Genomic DNA, 20,046 nt, shown 5'->3' on the forward strand with positions numbered 1-20,046 from the left:
GACGGTTTTTCGTGTTATTCGCGCTTGATGTCTGCCAGTTCTAGTATGGCCATACGTGGCTTAAAACAAGGCACATAAGGCATCCAAGGAAGCGGCATTATGTCAGTAATTTCTGGTCAAAAAAGCGTACGACGACTCCACCACGATGCTGGGGAACGCCCCATGATCACCATTTGGGAAGTTACTCGTGCGTGTGCGCTTGTGTGCCAACACTGTAGAGCGGATGCTCAACATCATCGCAACCCGAAAGAGCTTTCTACCGTCCAAGGCAAAGCCCTTCTTGACGATATTGCGGGGTTTGGAAAACCGTTCCCTATTGTTGTGATGACTGGGGGAGACCCGTTTGAACGTGAGGACCTAGAAGAACTCGTTGCGTATGGGCATGCGCAAGGGCTGCATATGGCGTTATCACCATCCGTCACGCCACGTATGACACCACAACGGTTGAAGGCTTTACGTGATGCGGGGGCTTCCGCAATGTCGTTGTCGTTAGATGGGTGCACTGCGCAGACACATGATGCTTTCCGTGGGGTTCCTGGTGTTTATGATGCGACGGTTACTGCCGCGGGGTGGGTGAAAGAGGCAGGGTTCCGTCTGCAAATTAACTCAACTGTCACTCGAAAAACTGTGCATGAGTTGCCTGACCTTCTGCGACAGGTCATTGATCTTGGTGCCGCGTTGTGGAGTGTTTTCTTTCTTGTACCTACGGGGCGCGGACAGTCATTGGATGCGTTGACTCCACAAGAAATTGAAGATGTTTTGCAATGGCTGCACGACGTGTCGGATCTTGTTGCTATTAAAACCACTGAAGCGCCACATTATCGGCGAGTGGTTATTCAACGTGCGACCCACAACTATGAGCAATATGGCGACTTGTATTCGTGGTTGACGGAGCACACCGCAGAGTTGCGGGATGAACGCAACGAGTTGGGTGCTTTGCGAACGCCTCGCCCACCTATTGAAATTAACTCGGGGCGAGGCTTCGCGTTTATTGACCATGTGGGTGACGTGTATCCGTCAGGTTTTCTTCCTCAGCAGTGTGGGAATGTGAAAGAAGAATCCTTTAAAGATATTTACCGGACGTCACCTACGTTGAAGTCGTTGCGTCAGCCAGACACTTTTGACGGAAAATGCGGGGTGTGTGGGTTCAATGCATTATGTGGAGGGTCTCGATCGCATTCGTATGCGGTGACAGGAAATTTGCTTGCTTCAGACCCTACATGTGTGTACCAGCCGTAACACCTATATATAACGCAGGTTAGAACCGTGCTTCGATGTTGAATGCGGTGCCGTTTGCGTTTTCTGTCCAACGTGCTGCGTCAGCGTTGCAGGTAATGCTGGTGACGACCGTGTTGCGTGCCGCTGATTGCACAGTGTTATCTGCAATGTTTGTTGCGTGAACTGTTGCTGCTGATGTGTCGTTTCCAGTTGTGAAGACGACGTTGTTTCCACAGACTCGAATACTTGAGGGCACACCGAAGTTCTCAGTGTTGATGCGTGTTAATGGGGTTCCGTGTTCGTCAAAGACGAGGATTGAGTTTTTGTAACCAACGGCGAGTAGTTTGTCGTGGGCGTCAAAGTCGTGCACAAACTCAGATTCGTTGTGTGCCGTATTGAAAGTAATGAGGTCTGTGCTTTTTCCGTCACTGGAGAAATAGGAGAAGCTTGCTATGACGTTGGGGTCGTGTGTGGTCGTCCCAGTTGTGGTCGTGCCAGAACTGTGTGGGTTGAGTCCTAACGCGACGATGCCGTCTCCTAATGGTTTGGGTTGCGTATAGCCTTCAGCAACGACTGTTGTTGCACCGTGGAGCGGGTCATGCATGACGAGTGCAGGGTTTTTGTTGCCTTCAGGTGTTTGATATGTGGTGTGCCACCAGATTTTATCGTCGCTAAAAACGGGTAGTGCGTCACCGCCAATGGCGCCTAAAGTCAGCCCAAATTTGGTTGTGTCTGCTGGGTGTATAAAATTTGTTGTTTTCTTTGCTTTGTCGTGTAAAAAGACTCGCTGTGCGGTGCCGGATTCGAGTCCAGCTGCTTCAGACCAGACAACATATTTTTCTGTGATGCTAGCTGTTAGTGCTTGTCGTGGTGGGTCGTCTTGTACTGCGGGAGGCGTGAGATGGTAGGCGCCTTCTTTGGTGTCAAAAACGAGTTTGTTGTTTTCTTTGAGAGATCCATCTTCTATTAGGCCGTGACTGATGACTGTTTGGTGGTCGTGCCACGCTAAAAGGCTGACAGGTTTCGCAGCGTTAATTGGGTGTTCTGAGAGTGTGTGGGTTGTTAGGGAATCAGGTTGAGTTAGACCGATTTCGGTCTCAAATTTTTGTCCGGAGAAGGCACTTGCGAGTGGTGTAGGGGACGTTTCTGTTGGTTGTGCAGAGCTTTCGTCGGTTGCGCACCCTGTGGTGATTAATGCAAGCGTGCCGATGAAGGCATAGGAAGATGCTCGAAGGGCAGCACGGTTCATGTGGTTCTGTTCCATTCTGTAGCGGCAATAAAAGTAAGGGGTGAGTATCCGTGGGGAGTCTGGATTAGAACCCTAGTGTGCCTTTGAAAGAGAAATGGTTTTTCGTGATGAAGGATGGGTGCTGTCTTTGTGTAGACAAGTCGGCTTATAGCTTTGTGCGAGTGCTCGAAAGTTGCAAAACAGAGTTAAGCCATGAACGAGACTCCAGAAAATATCAATATGTGAGATGTGTTGTCAGTGCAACTTTATGGGACCCGCTGGAAGTAATTTTTGTAACAAAAGGTATATTTCAGTGCGTGGGGAGTCCATTTCATGCGTTTAGGTTGACAAAATTTCCGGCAAAATCTCGCCATTTCAATGAATGCCGTCCACATGCTGGGACGAGTGTTTCTCAGGTTACTGATCGGTATCACTTCGATAACGATGCATGTGATATTCGCACTTTTGGTTTTTGAGACAGCCAAAGGTCTGTACCTTCGTATGTAACGCAAAGGGAGTACCAGTGTTGGGTTTGCTGTACCAGCAGCAAAAATCGGTCCTGACACCTCCCATCCTTCAAGGAGGAACATTGAAGATCAAGAAGTGGGCTCCATTAGCCGCTCTTGTTGGTGCAACGCTGGCACTTGGAGCATGCTCCACCCCAGCTAGCGAAGACTCGCCAACCACAGACCAGACAAACACTGGACCAAAGGTTGTAACAGTTGGTTGGAACCAGCCGTTCTACTCATACAACGAGAACACCGACCACGGAAACGCAAGTGCGAACGCCGTGATCACCACCATGACTTTGTCGACCTTCAACTACTACGACAAAGACCTCAACCTCGTGCCAGACACCTCGTTCGGTAACTACGAGATCGTGTCGGAAGACCCACTAAAGATCAAGTACACGCTTTCTGAGAACGCAAAGTGGTCAGACGGTACCCCACTTGACTCCGCAGACCTTCTTCTCGCATGGGCTGGACTTTCCTCCAACCTCAACGACTCAGTTGACACCGATGAGGAGACTGGCGAAGTTATCGTTAAAGAAGACCAGGTCTTCTTTGCTTCCGGATCCCCAGGGCTCGCACTGGTTAAAGACGTCCCTGAAATTGGTGACGACGGTAAGTCCGTTACTTTGTCTTACTCCAAGCCATTCGCTGACTGGGAAACCGCATTCGCGCCAACAATGCCAGCACACATCACCGCAAAGTTCGCTGGACTTGGTGATGACGCAGCTGCAGGTAAAAAGGCAGTTACTGAAGCAATCCAAAACAACGACCGTAAAGCTCTAGCAAAGATCGCTGAAGCATGGCGTACAGGATTCGACTTCAAAGCAACACCAGCTGAGAACCAAGCACTGGCTTCAGGTCCGTACATCATCACTGAGTACACTGAAGGCCAATCAATTATTCTCGAAAAGAACGAGAACTACGTTGGTGACAAGGCCGGCAAGCTAGACCGTATCGTTGTTCGTTACAACGAAGACCCACAGGCTCAAGTCCAGGCGCTGCAAAACGGTGAAATTGACATGCTCGCGCCACAGGCAACAGCTGACACACTCACCCAGCTCCAAGCTCTACAAAACGTAGAAGTTGCAACAGGCGTTGACGGCACATACGAGCACGTTGACATGGTTCAGAACAACGGTGGACCATTCGACCCTGCAACATACGGCGGCGACGCTGAAAAGGCCAAGAAAGTACGTCAAGCATTCTTGCTGACAATCCCACGTCAAGCAATCGTTGAGCAGCTGATCATGCCTATCAACCCGAACGCGAAGACTCGTGACTCCTTCTTGCTCCTTGAAGACGACCCGAACTACCCAGCAATGGTTGAGCAGAACGGTTCAGCAGCGTTCAAAGACGTTGACATTGAGAAGGCAAAGTCCCTCCTCAAGGAAGTTGGCGTTGACAAGGTTGACGTACGTCTCCTCTTCGCAAAGGACAACGTACGTCGTGCAAACGAATACGTTTTGATCCAAGAGTCAGCTGCGAAGGCAGGATTCAACGTTATTGACTCCTCGAACACCGAGTGGGGTTCAATGCTTGCCACCGCACAGGACAAGTACGACGCTTCGCTCTTCGGATGGCAGTCCACCTCGACCGCTGTAACCGAGTCGGACGCAACATACCGCACTAAGGGCCTTAACAACTTCTACGGATACTCCAACAAGACCGTAGACGGCCTCTTCAAGGACCTCCAGGTTGAAACTGAGCCAGCTAAGCAGGCGCAAATCCAGATCGACATTGAAAAGCAGCTGTGGGAAGACGCCTTTGGTACCACCATCTTCCAATTCCCAGCAGTGAACGCATGGAACAAGAAGGTTTCCGGCGTACAGCCAATCTCGATCAGCCCAACCATCTTCGCAGGTTTCTGGAACTGGGACATTACAGGCTGATTCGTGGGACTTAACTCCCGCAGAATCACATGAAAATGTGAGTTAGAACTGTGGCGCCAGAGCGTGATCCGCTCTGGCGCCACAGTGCGATGTTCGAGTTCCAAGAAAAACTAGGTAAACTCGATCGGTAATTCGCTTGCGGAAAGGCCGGCTCGGTCACCGCTGGAGAGGTCAATTCATGTTCAACTTCATTTTTAGACGAGCGCTCTCGTCTTTTGGAGTGCTGCTTGTCGCCACGTTCCTGATCTACTTGTTGGTCGATTTCGCCATCGACCCACTTGAAGACCTGCGTGCAAGCACAGCACCCAATAAAGAAGCGCTTATACAAGCTCGAATAACTGCGCTGCAATTAGATGTTCCCGCGCCCGTGAGATATCTCGGCTGGCTCGGCGGGGTGGCTGGCTGTTTTGTAGGAAAATGCGATCTCGGGACTGCATGGACCACAAACCAGGATGTTATGTCTATCCTTGGTTCATCACTCGGCGTCACTCTGAAACTTGTTCTTATTGCCACAATCTTGGCAATGCTGCTCGGTATCACTGTTGGTGTTGTTTCAGCGCTGCGTCAGTACACCGGCTTCGACTACACCATTATCTTTATTTCGTTCCTTCTTTACTCCCTACCAAGCTTCTGGGTCGCTGTGCTCCTCAAGCAGTGGGGCGCAATCGGATTTAACGATTTCCTTGCTGACCCAACGCTAAGCGTTGGTTTGGTTCTGGGGCTTTCCGTTCTTGCAGGGGGAATATGGCAAGCTGTGGTCGCCGGTGACGCAAAGCGTCGACTTATTGTTTTCGGATCCGCATTTGCGCTTAACGCAGCTATCCTGTGGTACATCAGCGCTACAGGATGGCTCAACAACCCATCCTTAGGCCCTGTAGTAATCGCTATTACTGCCGCAGGAGCTGCCTTTGGTCTCACCGCACTTATGGCAGGCCTGCGTAACCGTAAGGCGCTATATGCGGCGTTGACAACAGCTCTTCTTGCAGCAGCTCTGTGGTACCCCATGCAATTCGCTTTCGTGGGAGCAACCGCTTGGTCAATAGCAGGACTAACAGTAGCGTTTGTCGCTGCAGGGTTCCTGATCGGATGGCTATTCGGCGGTTATGACCGCGCAATCTCCATGCGTGTGAGCGCTTTGGTTGGTTTGCTGAGCTTCGGGTTGCTTTTTGTCGACCGCGTTATGCAAGCGTGGAAGCCGTACTTTAATTCTTCTGCAATCAACGGACGTCCTATTGCGACAATCGGTTCAGAAACGCCAGGTCTTAAAGGCTCGTTCTGGACTACGCAGCTTGACTCCTTCACACACTTGATTCTGCCGTCAACAGTTTTGATTCTTGTTTCGTTTGCGTTGTACACGCGTTACTCGCGTGCTTCCATGCTCGAAGTAATGAACCAAGATTATGTTCGTACTGCGCGTGCTAAAGGTCTTACCGAACGTGTGGTCTTGGTGCGTCACGCATTCCGTAACGCTCTCATCCCACTCGCAACGATCATTCCACTTGACTTTGCTGGAATCCTTGGTGGAGCAGTTATCACCGAACGTATCTTCGGTTGGCGCGGAATGGGAACAATGTTCCTTAGCGGGCTTGACAAAAACGAAATTGAACCTGTGATGGCATACGTTCTTGTTATCGGTACCGTGGCTATTGTCGCCAACTTTATCGTTGACCTCCTGTACGCCGTACTGGACCCACGGATTCGAGTAAACGCATGAGCGAGCAGAACAAAAACACAGAAACACGTCTCGAAAACGAGATCGCATTGAAAGAAGTTGTTGGTCTTTCACAAGGCCAAATTGTGATGCGACGGTTCCTCCGTCACAAAGCAGCAATGATTTCTTTGTTTGTTCTTTTAGCAGTCGTCGTGCTGTCTGTAACTTCCATTGGTTGGGGACCGATCCCAGGCTGGTGGAAATGGACATATACGCAAACTGGACCCGTTGAATTGGCTGGTGGAGCGCCAACCATGCAGTTATGGGGTGAAGGTGGCTTCACCATCGGTAATCACCCATTTGGTCAAGACGAACTTGGACGTGACAACTTCGCCCGCGTTATGCGTGGTATCCAAACATCGCTTCTTGTGATGACCGTTGTTGCTTTTGTTGCCACCACGATCGGAATTCTGATCGGTACTCTTGCCGGTTACTTCCGTGGCTGGATCGACATGCTCCTCATGCGTTTCACTGAGCTTTTCCTTGTAGTGCCAATCCTTATCATCGGTGCGGTCCTTGGAAAGATCTTTGACAAGCCAACACCGCTCTACCTTGCAGTAGCACTGGGAGTCTTGAGCTGGACTGGTCTCGCACGACTCGTCCGTGGTGAATTCCTATCTCTCCGAGAACGAGAATTCGTTGAAGCGGCACGTGTAGCAGGCGCATCAAACGTGCGAATTATTTTCAAGCACATGCTGCCTAACACAGTTGCTGTCATCATCGTGAACTCCACATTGATGCTCAGCGCCGCTGTTCTTCTCGAAACCGCGTTGTCCTACCTTGACTTCGGTATTCAGCGACCAGAGATTTCTCTCGGAAACCTGATCTCTGAATATCAGTCCGCTTTTGCGACCCGTCCATGGTTGTTCTGGTGGCCAGGTCTCTTCATCGTGACGATCGCTCTATGCGTGAACTTCATTGGTGACGGTCTACGCGACGCTTTTGACCCTCGTCAACGCCGTATTCCAACTGTCCGTGCACTGCGTAAAGCTGAGCTAAAAGCTCAACTAAACGCAGCGAACGTAGCAGGTAAGGACTCTACGCAACGATGATTCAGCGAGGAGCACTAGATAACAAACGTGACCAGCAACAGTGCGAAACTTGCGCTCAGCGCAATAACACCGTTGCTAAACCACGTTTGCTTAACTGGTGCTCCTTCTGGACGAACGTCGTCGAGAAATCCTGCGTCAGCCAACGCGTCAAAACGCGCATCGCTGACCTGCTTAGCCTCTCCAGCAAGACCGAGGTTGTTGCGTTTGTTTTGGATGGTCGCCGCATAAGCGCTGTGCACGGTCTCACCGGTGGTAGAAACGTGAAAGCTACCTCGAATGTAGGTTTCTTTCACAGCAGGCCACGGAATGTGTACCGTGCGCAAAGGATTGACAATGTGCACTCCACCATCAGAGATTTCGAGGTAGGGCCGGAAATAAAACAGCCATACAGCGACACTCACAAACAGGCAACCAGCTATTGTTCGGAGCCGCAGCGTGCCGTCAGTGCCAATAACGGCGCTCACTGCGATAAAAGCAAGCAGCGCCCACAGCGCATAGGCCAGAATACGGCTGAACGTTGGACGAAAAATCTCAGTAGGACCCATACACTTAATTTTGACAGTGCGAACCAAAATTGCGGCATACGACGCTCGCAGTTGGTGGCTGTATTTGGAAGGATGTGATTGGCGATGACCTCAGGCAACGCACAATCGCCAAAGAAAAAGAAGAATGATCCCATTCTTAAGGTTGAAGATTTAACCGTAGAGTTCTGGGTTGATGGGGAATGGTTTGCTGCCGCAAAATCCATCAACTATGAGGTATACCCAGGCGAAGTTCTCGCTATCGTCGGTGAGTCAGGATCTGGTAAAACCCAGTCCTCGATGTCGCTGCTTGGGTTGCTGCCAGCAAACGGTCGCTCCACTGGAAGCGCAAAGCTCCGTGGGAAAGAACTTGTTGGGTTAAACCACAGCCAGTTGCGTCACATTCGTGGAAACGACATGGCAGTCATCTTCCAAGAACCAATGACTGCGATGAACCCTGTGTACACGATTGGGTTCCAAATTGTTGAAACACTTCGTGCGCACACAGAGATGAGCCCAAAGCGTGCTCGTGCTCGTGCGCTCGAATTGTTGAACCTCGTGGAAATTCCTAACCCAGAGGTTGCGCTCGACAAGTACCCACACCAGTTGTCTGGTGGACAGCGTCAACGTGCGATGATCGCACAAGCTCTTGCGCTTAACCCGAAAATGCTTATCGCTGATGAGCCAACGACAGCTCTTGACGTTACTGTGCAGGCAGAAATCCTTAAGCTGTTGCACGACCTGCGTCACAAGTTTGATTCGGGTATCGTCCTGATCACCCACGACATGGGTGTTGTCGCTGACATGGCCGACCGCATCATCGTTATGCGTAACGGTGAGATTGTCGAGCACGGCACATCGCATGACATCTTCAACGCTCCGCAGCACCCATACACGCAACAGCTACTCGACGCTGTGCCGCACCTTGGTCAATACACGGCGCATGATGTTGAACCAGCAAAGCCTGTGCAGCACAAAGACGAAGACCTCGTCTTTGACGCACGTGATCTCATCATCGAATACCCGAAGCGTGGTCGTGTGCCTGCCGTTCGTGCAGTTGATGGTGTGTCCTTTGACATAGCACGTGGTGAGGTTGTTGGCCTCGTTGGTGAGTCAGGTTCTGGAAAAACAACAGTCGGTCGTGCCGCAGTAGGTTTGCTTCCAGTTGCGGGCGGGTCGTTAAAGATCGACGGAACAGAAATGTCCGGCATCTCAAAAGATGAGTTGCTTGCTGTTCGCACGGATGTTTCGATTGTTTTCCAAGACCCAGGTTCGTCACTGAACCCGCGTATTCCAATTGGTGAGTCTATTGGTGAGCCAATGTTCTTGCGTAAGGTCGCTCGTGGTGCACAGTTGCAGCGTCGTATTGAAGAGTTGCTTGACCAGGTAGAGCTTCCTCGTGCTATGCGTAACCGTTACCCACACGAGTTGTCTGGTGGACAGCGTCAACGTGTTGGTATTGCGCGTGCGCTCAGCTTGAGCCCTAAGCTTTTGATCGCGGACGAGCCAACTTCTGCGCTTGACGTGTCAGTTCAGGCGAAAGTTCTTGACTTGTTCCTTGACCTGCAAAAAGAACACGGGTTTGCTTGCTTGTTCATTTCTCACGACCTTGCTGTTGTGGAAATGTTGGCTTCTCGAATTGCTGTTATGCGTCACGGAAAGCTTGCCGAATTTGGTTCGCGCAAGCAGGTGCTAGAACGTCCAGCCGATGATTACACGAAGCGTTTGTTGGCGGCTGTTCCTGTTCCAGACCCAGACGAGCAGCGTAAACGCCGGGAAACACGCGATAAATTGATCCGCGTTTCCTAAGTGCACGTACAAGTGGGGCAAGTGTTTACTTGCCCCACTTTCGTGTGTTCACGGGCTTGCGCTGCTGTGTGAGGCATGACATGTAGCCTCACCTATGGTGTTGAGGGGTAAAATTGCATAGGCCATCGTGTGAAATGCTGCGCTGATGAACAAGAGGCCTTCTTGATCCAGCGCGTGTGCCCACGCGATACCGAACACTTCGCTCCGAGATACATGTGCCCCGTACTCAAGTTTTCTGTGGAGCGGCACTGGGGAAAACCGCAACCGCGTGGCCCCGCAGGCGTTGTAACTGCAACGCTTCCACCTCTCACACTGTGAAACGAGTTCTTTTATGTCAGTGCGCTCTGACCTGCGCAATGTGGCAATCGTTGCCCACGTCGACCACGGTAAGACCACCCTTGTTGATACCATGCTCCGTCAAACCGGTGCATTTGATCCACGTGCAAACGTTGACGAGCGCGCTATGGACTCCGGTGACCTCGAACGCGAAAAGGGTATTACTATCCTCGCGAAGAACACCGCTGTCCGTTATGCAGGGCCTGCTGCTGTAGAAGCAGGCCACGCTGATGGCATCACCATCAACGTTATTGACACACCAGGTCACGCTGACTTCGGTGGCGAGGTTGAGCGTGGCTTGTCTATGGTTGACGGCGTTGTTCTTCTGGTTGACTCTTCCGAGGGTCCGCTCCCACAGACCCGCTTCGTGCTGCGTAAAGCACTCGCTGCAAAGCTCCCAGTGATTCTTGTCGTGAACAAAGTTGACCGCTCTGACGCGCGTATCGACGAAGTTGTGAGCGAAGCAACCGACTTGCTTCTTGGTTTAGCTTCGGACCTGCAAGACGAGGTTGAACTAGACCTTGAAGCAGTTCTGGACGTTCCTGTTGTGTACGCTGCAGCTAAAGCTGGTCGTGCGTCGCTTGAACAGCCAGCAGATGGAACTCTTCCAGAAAACGAAAACCTTGAACCACTGTTCAAGACAATTCTGGAGAAAATCCCAGCCCCAACATTCGACGAAACAGCGCCTTTGCAGGCTCACGTCACTAACCTTGACGCGTCTCCTTTCTTGGGTCGTTTGGCGCTTCTTCGCGTGCACAACGGAACTTTGCGTAAGGGCCAGCAGGTCGCTTGGTGCCGCGCAGACGGTTCTATGCAAAGCGTAAAGATCACTGAACTGCTTGAGACTAAAGCTCTTGACCGTGTTCCAACAGAATCAGCTGGTCCTGGCGACATCGTTGCAGTTGCAGGTATTTCTGACATCATGATCGGTGAAACATTGACCGACATTGATGACCCTCGTCCACTGCCAACAATCACGGTGGATGACCCTGCTATTTCGATGACCATCGGTATCAACACCTCACCTCTTGCAGGTAAGGGCGGTAAGGGACACAAGGTTACGGCCCGTCAGGTTAAGGACCGTCTTGACTCTGAGCTTATCGGTAACGTTTCGTTGCGTGTTCTTCCAACTGAGCGTCCTGACGCGTGGGAAGTGCAAGGCCGTGGCGAGTTGGCTTTGGCTATCCTCGTTGAGCAGATGCGTCGTGAAGGCTTTGAGCTCACCGTTGGTAAGCCGCAAGTTGTGACCAAGAAGATCGATGGCAAAGTCCACGAGCCAATGGAACACATGACCATCGATGTTCCTGAAGAATACTTGGGCGCAGTAACTCAGCTTATGGCGCAGCGTAAGGGTCGTATGGCTACGATGTCGAACCACGGTTCTGGCTGGGTACGCATGGAATTCATGGTTCCTGCACGTGGCCTCATCGGGTTCCGTACTCGCTTCATGACCGAAACCCGCGGAACAGGTATCGCTTCGTCGATTGCAGAAGGCTACGAGCCTTGGGCAGGACCAATCGAGACTCGCGTTAACGGTTCTTTGGTTGCTGACCGTGCGGGTGTTGTTACGCCGTTCGCGATGATTAACCTGCAAGAACGCGGCACTTTCTTTGTTGATCCAACACAGGAAGTGTATGAAGGCATGATTGTTGGTGAGAACTCACGTAACGAAGACATGGACGTGAACATCACCAAGGAAAAGAAGCTCACCAACATGCGTGCTGCTTCGTCTGACTCTTTTGAGAACTTGGTTCCGCCAAAGCACTTGACTTTGGAAGAATCTCTCGAATTTGCTCGTGAAGATGAGTGCGTTGAGGTGACTCCTGAGATCGTACGTATCCGTAAGGTTCTTCTTGACCAGCAGGAACGCGCACGCGCGATTTCTCGTGCAAAGAAAGCTTAAGTTTCTGGCACAGCGTTGAAGGGTCGCACCTCATGTGGGGTGCGGCCCTTCGTTTTTCTTCGTCATGCATAAGCCTTCGTGACACAATGACGGGATGCGTATTACACCTTTGGATCTGTCTGGTGGAGTAGTGGCGGTGCACGCGCACCCAGACGACGAAACATTAACTTCTGGTGGCTTATTAGCCCAATGCGCAAGGAATGGGGTGCCAGTTACTTTAGTTACGTGCACTCGAGGCGAGCAGGGAGAAGTAATCGGTGAGGATCCTTTGGCGCTTGAGGGGAATCCTTCAGCTTTAGGGATTTTTAGAGAAAGCGAATTAGCTGCCGCGTTACAGGAACTAGGGGTCACAGATCATCTGTTTCTGGATGAGATTGAAGCTATGCGGACACAGACTTCTCCAACAACACGCTACTGCGATTCGGGTATGGCGTGGGTTGCTGGTGGTTCAAGTTTTAGTAGCGCAGCGCAACTGCCCGATTCTGTTCCAGATAATGCTTTGGTGAGTTTCCCTATTGATGTGCTTGCGGCTTCGCTGGCTGACGTGATTGAGGATCGAAACCCCGCATATGTGGTGACGTATGAGCCTGGGGGTGGGTATGGGCATCCTGATCATATTCGTGCGTTTGAGATGTCACGTCGTGCGTGCGAATTGATTGTTGAGCGGGGGCTTGAACCTCCGCTGTTGTTGAGCGCTGTTATTCCACAGGAATTTGCACTAGCAGGCCGTAGTGTCATGCATGAGCAGGCGCAAGCAGGACTGTTGCGGAATGACGGGTATGTGCCAGAACTTTCTGATGCGTTTGCTGCCGTGAGTTCTCATGATCTTCAGGATGTCTTGTGTGTTGATGTGCGCCCTGTCTTTGATCAGGTAGTAGCAGCTTTGCGTGCGCACGCGACACAAGTGCAGTGGGTGACTGCATGGGATGCTGTTCGTGTTCGAGAGCCACACAATAATGACGCATATGGGCAGGCCGCTGTGTTGGGCGCATACGCTTTGAGTAATAACGTGTATGCCCCATTGTTTTCGCATGAATACTATGTGGCGTTGGCATAATCTTGTGGAATGTGGCGCACAGGGTGCGTCAAGGAAAGGAATGTAACGTACAGGTTATGAAAAGCACAGCTGTAGAGCGCATTGTTACAACAGTTGAGTATGGTGCTGCCGTGATTCTTGGGGTCATGGTAGGAGCCATCGGTACTGTTGTGCATCGGCAAGAGGTTATCCCGTTTGTTGCTGTCTTTGCTATTGCGTGTGTTTTTAGTGCTGCAGTGATGATGCGAGCTTGGCTAGGTTTGCTTGGAACCGGCTTGTATGGGGTTGGCTGGTTTGTCGCTGTGCAGGTGCTTTCTTTGTCCGGTCCAGGTGGGGATGTGTTACTTCCGGCCCAGATTTTGACGTACGTGTGGATTGGTGGAGGGCTGCTCGCAATTGCCGTGGCGTGTTTCACCCCTCGCGCGTGGTATGCAGAGTAAATTTGGCACAGTATTTGCAAGTTTTTCTTTAAAATAGTTATGTTCCTAGCATGTCGTGTGCTGTGCGTGCATGCTGGTTGAGCAGCATTTTTGGCGAGTAGCGTGAGCGGAGTATGTCATGGCCAACGGGCAAGGGCGCAAGTCTGAGGACCTTCCAGTTGATAAGCAAAAAACTGATGTAGAAGAAACCCTTGAAGAGCATGACACGGAGCATGACGCTGCTGTGAATGACGATGAGGATTCTCACGAAGAGCCCTCTGCACCTGAAGAAGACGAACTTGATGTCGATACTCGTGCGCATGCAACGGTTCAGCAGGAAGAATCTTCTGACGTAGACGAGCCAGTAGCGGAAGAAGTAGCAGAAGAAGCTGCTTCAGAAGAGGACTCTGCTGAGGAACCTGTCGTCGAGGAACCTGTTACGCGTGATCCAGAAGAATCTACTGCACCAGATGTGACTGCTTCTGCAGATGAACCTTTGCTTGACGATTCAACGCACGAGACTTCTGCGCCAGAAGAAAACGATTCAACAGAAACAGATGACAGCGAACCTGCTGTTGAAGAACCTGCTGTTGAAGAGCCTGCTGTTGAAGAACCTGCTGTTGAAGAACTTGTCGTTGAAGAGCCTGCTGTCGAGGAGCCTGTTCAGGAAGAAACGAAGCGTGTTTCTCCTGCACCGATCCCTATTTTGACAACTCCGCCAGAAAACCCTCTCGCTCCTATTGAGCCTTCCGAGGTGGAAAAGCCAGACGAGCGTGAACCCGAATCGGTTATTGAAGAGGACAGTGCTCCTGCGACAACAGCACACCCAATTGTTGACGCTGCTGCACTTTCCCACGGGACGACGGAACAACCGCAACCGGATGTACAGCCTAAAGCTGATGCTGCCCCAAAAACCGCAAGTGAGCCTGTAACTGAACAGCCACCAACTATTGCCCCACGATCGTTCTTACCGGAACAATCGGTTTCTCAACATGTTGTTGGAACTGCGCATAAAGAATCAAAAAAAGACTCAAACGCTAGTTTGGATGACTTCGAAAATGAAGAAAAAACTAAGTTCAACTGGAGTCGAGGGTTTATTGGCATCACTGCTGGGGTCGTTGTTCTTGTTGGCGGATATTTAGCTGCTCAGTGGGCTTTTGCTGATTCAATCGCGAAAGGCACAACTGTTGCAGGAGTTGATGTCGGCGGCCTGAACGAAGCAGACGCGGCAACATTATTGGATGAACGACTGAGCCACCAGCTTGACGCGAAAGTGCAACTTTCGTCAGGAGAATTAAAAACATCGATTGTTCCACGCGAAGCTGGAATTTCGTTAGATGCTGCACAAACCGTTGATGGCCTTACGGGTTTCACGTTAAGTCCAGCATACTTTTGGGATCACATCGCTGGTGGGGGAGAACTTGAACCCGTCTTGACGGTCGATAACACTGCATTTAAAACAACTATTGAAGCAGCCGTAAGCTCTCTTCACGTTGAACCGGTCAACGGCACCGTAGCGTTCGTTGATGGTGCTGCGGTCGCGACACCTGCTGAAGATGGAACGAGCGTCGACTACGCAGATGCCCAAAAGAACATCGTCGATAATCTGTTCACTTCAGTGCGCCCAATCCCATTAACAACCATGTCGGTCGCTCCAGAAATGACTCAAGAGCTGACAGACACATACTTGCAAGAAGCGAAAAAAATTGCTTCTGCTTCTGTAACCGTGCAGGTAGGGGATCAATCTGCGGAGTTGCTTCCAGATACCTTTACGAAAGATATTTCGGTGTCTACTGAAGGCAACACGATGTCTTTTGATTTTGATGGCGAAAAATTAGCGCAAGACGTGGTGAAACGTACCGATAATCTTTTGACGGAATCAAAAGACGCAAAATTTGTTTTCGTTGAGGGAAAACCAGTCATTAAGCCTGGTAAGGCCGGAACAAAAATTGATGCTGAAGCACTATCGCGTGACTTTGCACAGGCAGCAAAAGGCGATAACCGGACGACAGAAGCGCACCTTGTAGAAGTTGATCCTAAAGACTCGAATGAGGCTCTAGAAGCACTTGGTATTAAAGAAAAAGTTGCGAGCTTTTCCACGCCGCTCACAAGCGAGTATTACCGTACGGAAAACTTGCGACTGGCAGCAAAGCGGGTAACTGGAACTCTCGTCAAGCCAGGCGAAGAATTCAACCTCATTAAGGCTATCGGCCCAGTGACCACCGCAAACGGTTATCATGCTGCCGGCGTTATCGTAAATGGCATCCACAAGGATGGTGTGGGTGGTGGACTCTCACAAATGTCTACTACGTCGTACAACGCTGGCTTCTTTGCAGGTATGACAGATATTGCGCACCGCCCACACTCGGTATGGTTTACCCGTTACCCAGAAGGCCGTGAATCTACCCTCTTTGAAGGTTCCATCGACATGATTTGGCGCAACGATTCTGACACGGGAATTTTGCTTCGCAGCTACATTTCTGGCGGAAAACTCACCGTTGAAGCGTGGGGAACAAAAACATACGACGTTAAAACAACGACATCACCTCGTCGGAACATTGTTCGGGCAACTACGAACACGTCAACCGCGAGTGATTGCATCCCTTACCGCCAAGGGCATGACGGGTTTACTGTAACGGTTACACGAAAAGTTACAGAGATAGCCACCAGCAAAACCGTCATCGACGAAGCAAACACGTGGACATATAAACCAGACCACGGTGTCGTATGTGAAAAGCCAAAATCTGAAAAGGACGACAAAGACAACTAGACACAGCGAGTGTCCGTTCTATAGCGCAGAAGCGATCATTATTGCTTCTGCGCTATAGCATGTGTAGAGCGATCCACCTGAAGCGAAGGAGCACACATGCTAGGCAGAAGCGAAAGAGAATCTGCGGTTCATGCATTAATGGCAGCGGAACGCGGCGGGTGGACTCAAGGAGACTCAGTGCTTCTTGATTTAGGTGCTCGTAGCACAACGCTGTCAACGATTGCGGCACTTGATGCGATTAGTGCAGTGGTGCACATCGGACACCCTGCTCAACCTTTGCCTGATCTAGAACGCCTCCTTTTAGCCGCAGATAACTCACTAGTAATTACGAGTGCCTCGTCCATCGAATCTCAATGGACTTTGGTGAGTCGTTCACAAGAATCATCAACTCACGCCATCATTGACGAATCGGGAATGCGGGATTGCCGGTATGTACTTCGTACCTTGGGTATAGCTCCGCATGTCGTCCCCACCAGCATGTCTGTCGAAGAACGTGCTGAATTGGCCGGTGAGCATGGGATGCTCGTGATTGAACGATCGGTAATCCCAGCAGGCTTCATTGAATTACCTGATTCATACAAGTTCGCTGAGGTACCTGCCCTGTGGTACGGGCTAGTGCAAAAAAAGACTGAGCTGCCATCTTTTACTGAAGAAGCCCAAGTATGGTTGGCATTTGGCCCGCATGAAGATCATCAAGGTTCGTTGTTAGCGACACTGTCTGTGTTTGCAGAACAGGGTATTGACCTACAGCATTTGCGTTCTCAACGTTCTGCGCAGGGCCCGCACATCTTTTTGAGTTCATTTGGGGTTACCAGAGCACAGCAACTCAACGCTTTGCTCGGGGAACTTACACAACGCGAGGTGCAACATCGCGTTTTAGCTGTACTTCAAGGCTCACATTTTGTGCCTGGCCCTGATGCATTAACCCCAGTATGGTCTCGCATATCTGGTTCTGAAATATAAGGTAGGCGGCTTTCATGCACACGCGTGTTGGATATTTGGGTCCTGAAGGAACCTTCACCCACCAAGCTGCGCTGTCTGCTGCTCCTAAAGATGCACTGTTACTGCCGTTAGGAACAGTAACTGACGTCTATGACGGAGTGGAAGAGGGCACACTCGACTATGGAATTGTTGCTATTGAAAGTTCTGTAGAAGGCTATGTTGTTCCTTCGCTGGATGCTCTTGTAGCGGCCCGTAACGTTGTCGCGGTTGATGAAGTGTTTGTGTCGATTGCTTTTGACGCGTTTGTGCGCCCTGACGCAGGCGATACATTCAGCGAAATAGTGGGCCATCCTCACGGTCTTGCTCAATGTCGTAACTTTATTTCGCAACGTCATGTGCATGAAGTTTCAGCTTCTTCAAATGCGGCTGCGTGCAGAGACATACAAGCACATCAGATTGCTCTTGGACCAGCATTGTGTGGAGAGCTTTATTCGTTGGAACGCTTGGCTTCGAATGTTCAAGATTTTTCTGGCGCGCGCACACGGTTTTTACTCATTACGTCGCGTGATCGGGTACTTGCAATACCTGATAGACAACAGGCGTACAGCGAAGCGGACGCGTCGCGGTTACGTACGATGCTTGCCGTTACCCCAAAAATTACTGGGCCGGGTGTGCTCGCACGGATATCAAACGCATGTGGCGAACGGGACGTAAACATGTCTTCTCTTATTACGCGCCCGCTAAAAGCTTTGGAAGGGAAATACACCTTCATCATTACGGTAGATGCTGCCCCGTGGCATCCTGAGTTACATGATGTTTTAGAAGGGTTCTTACATCACGGCGACGCGGTAAAAACTTTAGGAGTGTTCCCAGCGCGCGGTGAAATTGATGACACCGTTGACCAGTCTCGTATTGCGCCATTGAGCGCAGATTCGTCTTCCACGGCTGTGGAAACAGCACGAGCTTTACTGTGGTGAGGAACCGACATGCCGCTTTCAACGATAAGCATTATTGGATTGGGTCTTATTGGCGGGTCTTTAGCGCTCGCTGCGAAAAACAGTGGCGTGACAGTTCATGCATGGGACATTGACCAGTCAACACGTGATGATGCGCGTAACCATGGTGTGCAAGTACATGAGACGTTAGCGGATATTTTTTCGCAGGAGACAGAAATTGTTGTGCTTGCCGTGCCGTTAAAACACATGGCAGAAACCCTATTAAAGGTTGCTCAGCAGGTGTCACCGGACGTGACTGTTACTGATGTTGGAAGCGTTAAAGGCAGTGTTCTTCGCGCAGCTCGTGAAGCAGGGTTGGGTGCGCAATTTGTGGGGGCCCACCCCATGGCGGGCACTGAAGAATCGGGCTTTATGGCCGCTCAGCCAAAACTTTTTTTGGGGGCAACGTGGGCGGTAACGCCGCAACAGAACTGCGAGCAGCAACATGTTGTGCAGGTATTACGGATGATTACCCACGTTTTTCATGGTCGTGCGCTTGTCCTTGACGCTGACACGCATGACCAAGCAGTCGCGCATGTCAGTCATGTTCCGCATGTCCTTGCGCATGCATTGTTGAACTCAGTGCAGCACTCGTCTATTCGTTCTATTGCTGAGCGTTTAGCAGCGGGGAGTTTTCGTGACGGAACCCGTGTTGCACGCGGAAATCCGCAAAGGAATTACGCAATGATTGCAGATAACCGTGCAGCTGTGGTTCCGGTGTTGGATAACCTCATTGAAGATCTCATAGTTCTTAAAGAGGCATTAGGTGAGGAGCATAGTGGTAGTGCACGTGCTTTTTTTGCCGGCGAGCTTCTCTCACGTGAGGCGGCAGAGCAACCTGAACGCCTAGTTCTCGGGGAAACATGGCTTGACGATGTTATGGACATGGGCAGTGCAGGTCGTCTCGTCGTCCACGTTGCAGATGTTGAATCGTCTGAACGTGGGCGCATTGTTGTTGACTATGCGTAGTGCACACGTGCGGAAAGCGGTCACGGCGTTTGTGGTGTGCGGCGTGCTCTGCGCTGCGGTGGTGGCGGAATAAGTTTCCCAATAGCAATGTCGTCACCCTGTACCTGAGTGATGCCAGCGCGAGTTTCTAACGTTAACGTGTGTGAGTCTTTGGCGATGATTGTGCCGAGGATGTCAGTGTATTTGTGGGTTGACCCAGAAGGTAGGTTAACTCGCACCATGACGCGTTGTCCCACTTCCCATGCTTGCCATAAGTCGTCGGGATCGTTTTGGGGGGTTGCCGCGTTAGGGTTATTCATACAGACCATTTAACACTGAACCACCACGTGGACTTGAGTTTTCGTGCTGAGGCCTAGGTGAGGGATAATAGAAGCAATCTGTGCCACGTGCACGTTTGCTCATGCGAAAGGAACCACAAGTGACCTACGTGATCGCCAAGCCTTGTGTCGACGTCAAGGATAAGGCGTGCATCGAGGAGTGTCCCGTTGACTGCATTTACGAAGGTAAACGTTCGCTCTATATCCACCCAGATGAGTGCGTAGACTGCGGTGCTTGTGAACCCGTGTGTCCAGTAGAAGCTATCTACTATGAAGACGATGTTCCAGACGAATGGTCTGAATACTACAAGGCGAACGTTGAGTTCTTTGACGACTTAGGTTCGCCAGGTGGTGCAGCAAAGATGGGCCAGATTGATAAGGACCACGAAATCATCGAAGTTCTGCCACCGCAGGCGTAA

The 20,046-nt window shown here is 50.9% G+C and carries 16 protein-coding genes; 13 read left to right on the top strand and 3 right to left on the bottom strand.

Annotation, left to right across the window (positions count from 1 at the left end; all coding sequences use genetic code 11):
* The first annotated feature begins 99 nt into the window (after positions 1 to 99).
* A complete protein-coding gene (locus ACR9EC_RS00360; protein ID WP_435299543.1) occupies positions 100 to 1,239 on the top strand; it encodes a TIGR04053 family radical SAM/SPASM domain-containing protein in 1,140 nt (379 codons plus the stop codon).
* A gap of 19 nt (positions 1,240 to 1,258) precedes the next feature.
* Here ACR9EC_RS00360 and ACR9EC_RS00365 read toward each other — a convergent pair whose 3' ends face one another.
* Positions 1,259 to 2,467: a hypothetical protein gene (locus tag ACR9EC_RS00365; protein ID WP_435299544.1), complete on the bottom strand. Its 1,209-nt coding sequence runs from the start codon at positions 2,465 to 2,467 to the stop codon at positions 1,259 to 1,261.
* 568 nt (positions 2,468 to 3,035) lie between these two features.
* On the opposite strand from ACR9EC_RS00365, the gene ACR9EC_RS00370 reads away from it, so the two are divergent.
* The 3 genes from ACR9EC_RS00370 (at position 3,036) to ACR9EC_RS00380 (ending at position 7,610) form a co-directional block, all read left to right on the top strand.
* Positions 3,036 to 4,847 (top strand): ABC transporter family substrate-binding protein, encoded by a 1,812-nt coding sequence (locus tag ACR9EC_RS00370; RefSeq protein WP_435299545.1) that lies wholly within the window; start codon positions 3,036 to 3,038, stop codon positions 4,845 to 4,847.
* A gap of 178 nt (positions 4,848 to 5,025) precedes the next feature.
* Positions 5,026 to 6,561: an ABC transporter permease gene (locus ACR9EC_RS00375; RefSeq protein WP_435299546.1), complete on the top strand. Its 1,536-nt coding sequence runs from the start codon at positions 5,026 to 5,028 to the stop codon at positions 6,559 to 6,561.
* Positions 6,558 to 7,610, top strand: a complete 1,053-nt coding sequence (locus ACR9EC_RS00380; RefSeq protein WP_435299547.1) for an ABC transporter permease — start codon at positions 6,558 to 6,560, stop codon at positions 7,608 to 7,610. The genes ACR9EC_RS00375 and ACR9EC_RS00380 overlap by 4 nt, the downstream gene beginning before the upstream one ends.
* A gap of 14 nt (positions 7,611 to 7,624) precedes the next feature.
* On the opposite strand, the gene ACR9EC_RS00385 is transcribed toward ACR9EC_RS00380, so the two are convergent.
* Positions 7,625 to 8,155, bottom strand: a complete 531-nt coding sequence (locus tag ACR9EC_RS00385) for a PH domain-containing protein (protein WP_435299548.1) — start codon at positions 8,153 to 8,155, stop codon at positions 7,625 to 7,627.
* 84 nt (positions 8,156 to 8,239) lie between these two features.
* Here ACR9EC_RS00385 and ACR9EC_RS00390 point away from each other — a divergent pair, with 84 nt between their 5' ends.
* The 8 genes from ACR9EC_RS00390 (at position 8,240) to ACR9EC_RS00425 (ending at position 19,310) form a co-directional block, all read left to right on the top strand.
* The gene (locus ACR9EC_RS00390) at positions 8,240 to 9,940 is read left to right on the top strand and encodes an ABC transporter ATP-binding protein (protein ID WP_435299549.1); all 1,701 of its coding nucleotides are present in this window, start codon (positions 8,240 to 8,242) and stop codon (positions 9,938 to 9,940) included.
* Between the two features lie 331 nt (positions 9,941 to 10,271).
* On the top strand, positions 10,272 to 12,179 hold the full coding sequence (gene typA, locus ACR9EC_RS00395) for a translational GTPase TypA (protein ID WP_435299550.1): 1,908 nt from the start codon (positions 10,272 to 10,274) through the stop codon (positions 12,177 to 12,179).
* A gap of 94 nt (positions 12,180 to 12,273) precedes the next feature.
* Positions 12,274 to 13,236, top strand: a complete 963-nt coding sequence (locus tag ACR9EC_RS00400; RefSeq protein WP_435299551.1) for a PIG-L family deacetylase — start codon at positions 12,274 to 12,276, stop codon at positions 13,234 to 13,236.
* Between the two features lie 56 nt (positions 13,237 to 13,292).
* Positions 13,293 to 13,655: a DUF6113 family protein gene (locus ACR9EC_RS00405; protein ID WP_435299552.1), complete on the top strand. Its 363-nt coding sequence runs from the start codon at positions 13,293 to 13,295 to the stop codon at positions 13,653 to 13,655.
* Between the two features lie 118 nt (positions 13,656 to 13,773).
* Entirely contained in the window at positions 13,774 to 16,404 is a 2,631-nt protein-coding gene (locus ACR9EC_RS00410; RefSeq protein WP_435299553.1) for a VanW family protein, read from the top strand.
* Positions 16,405 to 16,500: 96 nt separating this feature from the next.
* Entirely contained in the window at positions 16,501 to 17,367 is an 867-nt protein-coding gene (locus ACR9EC_RS00415) for a hypothetical protein (protein ID WP_435299554.1), read from the top strand.
* Positions 17,368 to 17,381: 14 nt separating this feature from the next.
* Positions 17,382 to 18,323 carry a prephenate dehydratase gene (locus ACR9EC_RS00420; protein WP_435299555.1) on the top strand — a complete coding sequence of 314 codons (942 nt, stop codon included), beginning with the start codon at positions 17,382 to 17,384 and terminating at the stop codon, positions 18,321 to 18,323.
* A 9-nt stretch (positions 18,324 to 18,332) separates the two neighbouring features.
* Complete coding sequence (locus ACR9EC_RS00425; protein ID WP_435299556.1) at positions 18,333 to 19,310, top strand: prephenate dehydrogenase; 978 nt, start codon at positions 18,333 to 18,335, stop codon at positions 19,308 to 19,310.
* 20 nt (positions 19,311 to 19,330) lie between these two features.
* Here ACR9EC_RS00425 and ACR9EC_RS00430 read toward each other — a convergent pair whose 3' ends face one another.
* Complete coding sequence (locus ACR9EC_RS00430) at positions 19,331 to 19,609, bottom strand: putative acetyltransferase (protein ID WP_435299557.1); 279 nt, start codon at positions 19,607 to 19,609, stop codon at positions 19,331 to 19,333.
* Between the two features lie 119 nt (positions 19,610 to 19,728).
* Between ACR9EC_RS00430 and fdxA the strand changes: the two genes are divergently transcribed.
* Complete coding sequence (gene fdxA / locus ACR9EC_RS00435) at positions 19,729 to 20,046, top strand: ferredoxin (RefSeq protein ID WP_435299558.1); 318 nt, start codon at positions 19,729 to 19,731, stop codon at positions 20,044 to 20,046.

The sequence above is a fragment of the Timonella sp. A28 genome (genome assembly GCF_051200815.1).
Classification (GTDB): Bacteria; Actinomycetota; Actinomycetes; order Actinomycetales; family Cellulomonadaceae; genus Timonella.

What these genes read in the sequence shown, in the direction of transcription:
- ACR9EC_RS00405 (WP_435299552.1), top strand. Translation starts at nt 13,293, where the DNA reads ATGAAAAGCACAGCTGTAGAGCGCATTGTTACAACAGTTGAGTATGGT.
- typA (WP_435299550.1), top strand. Translation starts at nt 10,272, where the DNA reads ATGTCAGTGCGCTCTGACCTGCGCAATGTGGCAATCGTTGCCCACGTC.
- ACR9EC_RS00425 (WP_435299556.1), top strand. Translation starts at nt 18,333, where the DNA reads ATGCCGCTTTCAACGATAAGCATTATTGGATTGGGTCTTATTGGCGGG.
- ACR9EC_RS00430 (WP_435299557.1), bottom strand. Translation starts at nt 19,609, where the DNA reads ATGAATAACCCTAACGCGGCAACCCCCCAAAACGATCCCGACGACTTA.
- ACR9EC_RS00380 (WP_435299547.1), top strand. Translation starts at nt 6,558, where the DNA reads ATGAGCGAGCAGAACAAAAACACAGAAACACGTCTCGAAAACGAGATC.
- ACR9EC_RS00400 (WP_435299551.1), top strand. Translation starts at nt 12,274, where the DNA reads ATGCGTATTACACCTTTGGATCTGTCTGGTGGAGTAGTGGCGGTGCAC.
- ACR9EC_RS00365 (WP_435299544.1), bottom strand. Translation starts at nt 2,467, where the DNA reads ATGAACCGTGCTGCCCTTCGAGCATCTTCCTATGCCTTCATCGGCACG.
- ACR9EC_RS00415 (WP_435299554.1), top strand. Translation starts at nt 16,501, where the DNA reads ATGCTAGGCAGAAGCGAAAGAGAATCTGCGGTTCATGCATTAATGGCA.
- ACR9EC_RS00420 (WP_435299555.1), top strand. Translation starts at nt 17,382, where the DNA reads ATGCACACGCGTGTTGGATATTTGGGTCCTGAAGGAACCTTCACCCAC.
- ACR9EC_RS00375 (WP_435299546.1), top strand. Translation starts at nt 5,026, where the DNA reads ATGTTCAACTTCATTTTTAGACGAGCGCTCTCGTCTTTTGGAGTGCTG.
- ACR9EC_RS00390 (WP_435299549.1), top strand. Translation starts at nt 8,240, where the DNA reads ATGACCTCAGGCAACGCACAATCGCCAAAGAAAAAGAAGAATGATCCC.
- ACR9EC_RS00410 (WP_435299553.1), top strand. Translation starts at nt 13,774, where the DNA reads ATGGCCAACGGGCAAGGGCGCAAGTCTGAGGACCTTCCAGTTGATAAG.
- ACR9EC_RS00360 (WP_435299543.1), top strand. Translation starts at nt 100, where the DNA reads ATGTCAGTAATTTCTGGTCAAAAAAGCGTACGACGACTCCACCACGAT.
- ACR9EC_RS00385 (WP_435299548.1), bottom strand. Translation starts at nt 8,155, where the DNA reads ATGGGTCCTACTGAGATTTTTCGTCCAACGTTCAGCCGTATTCTGGCC.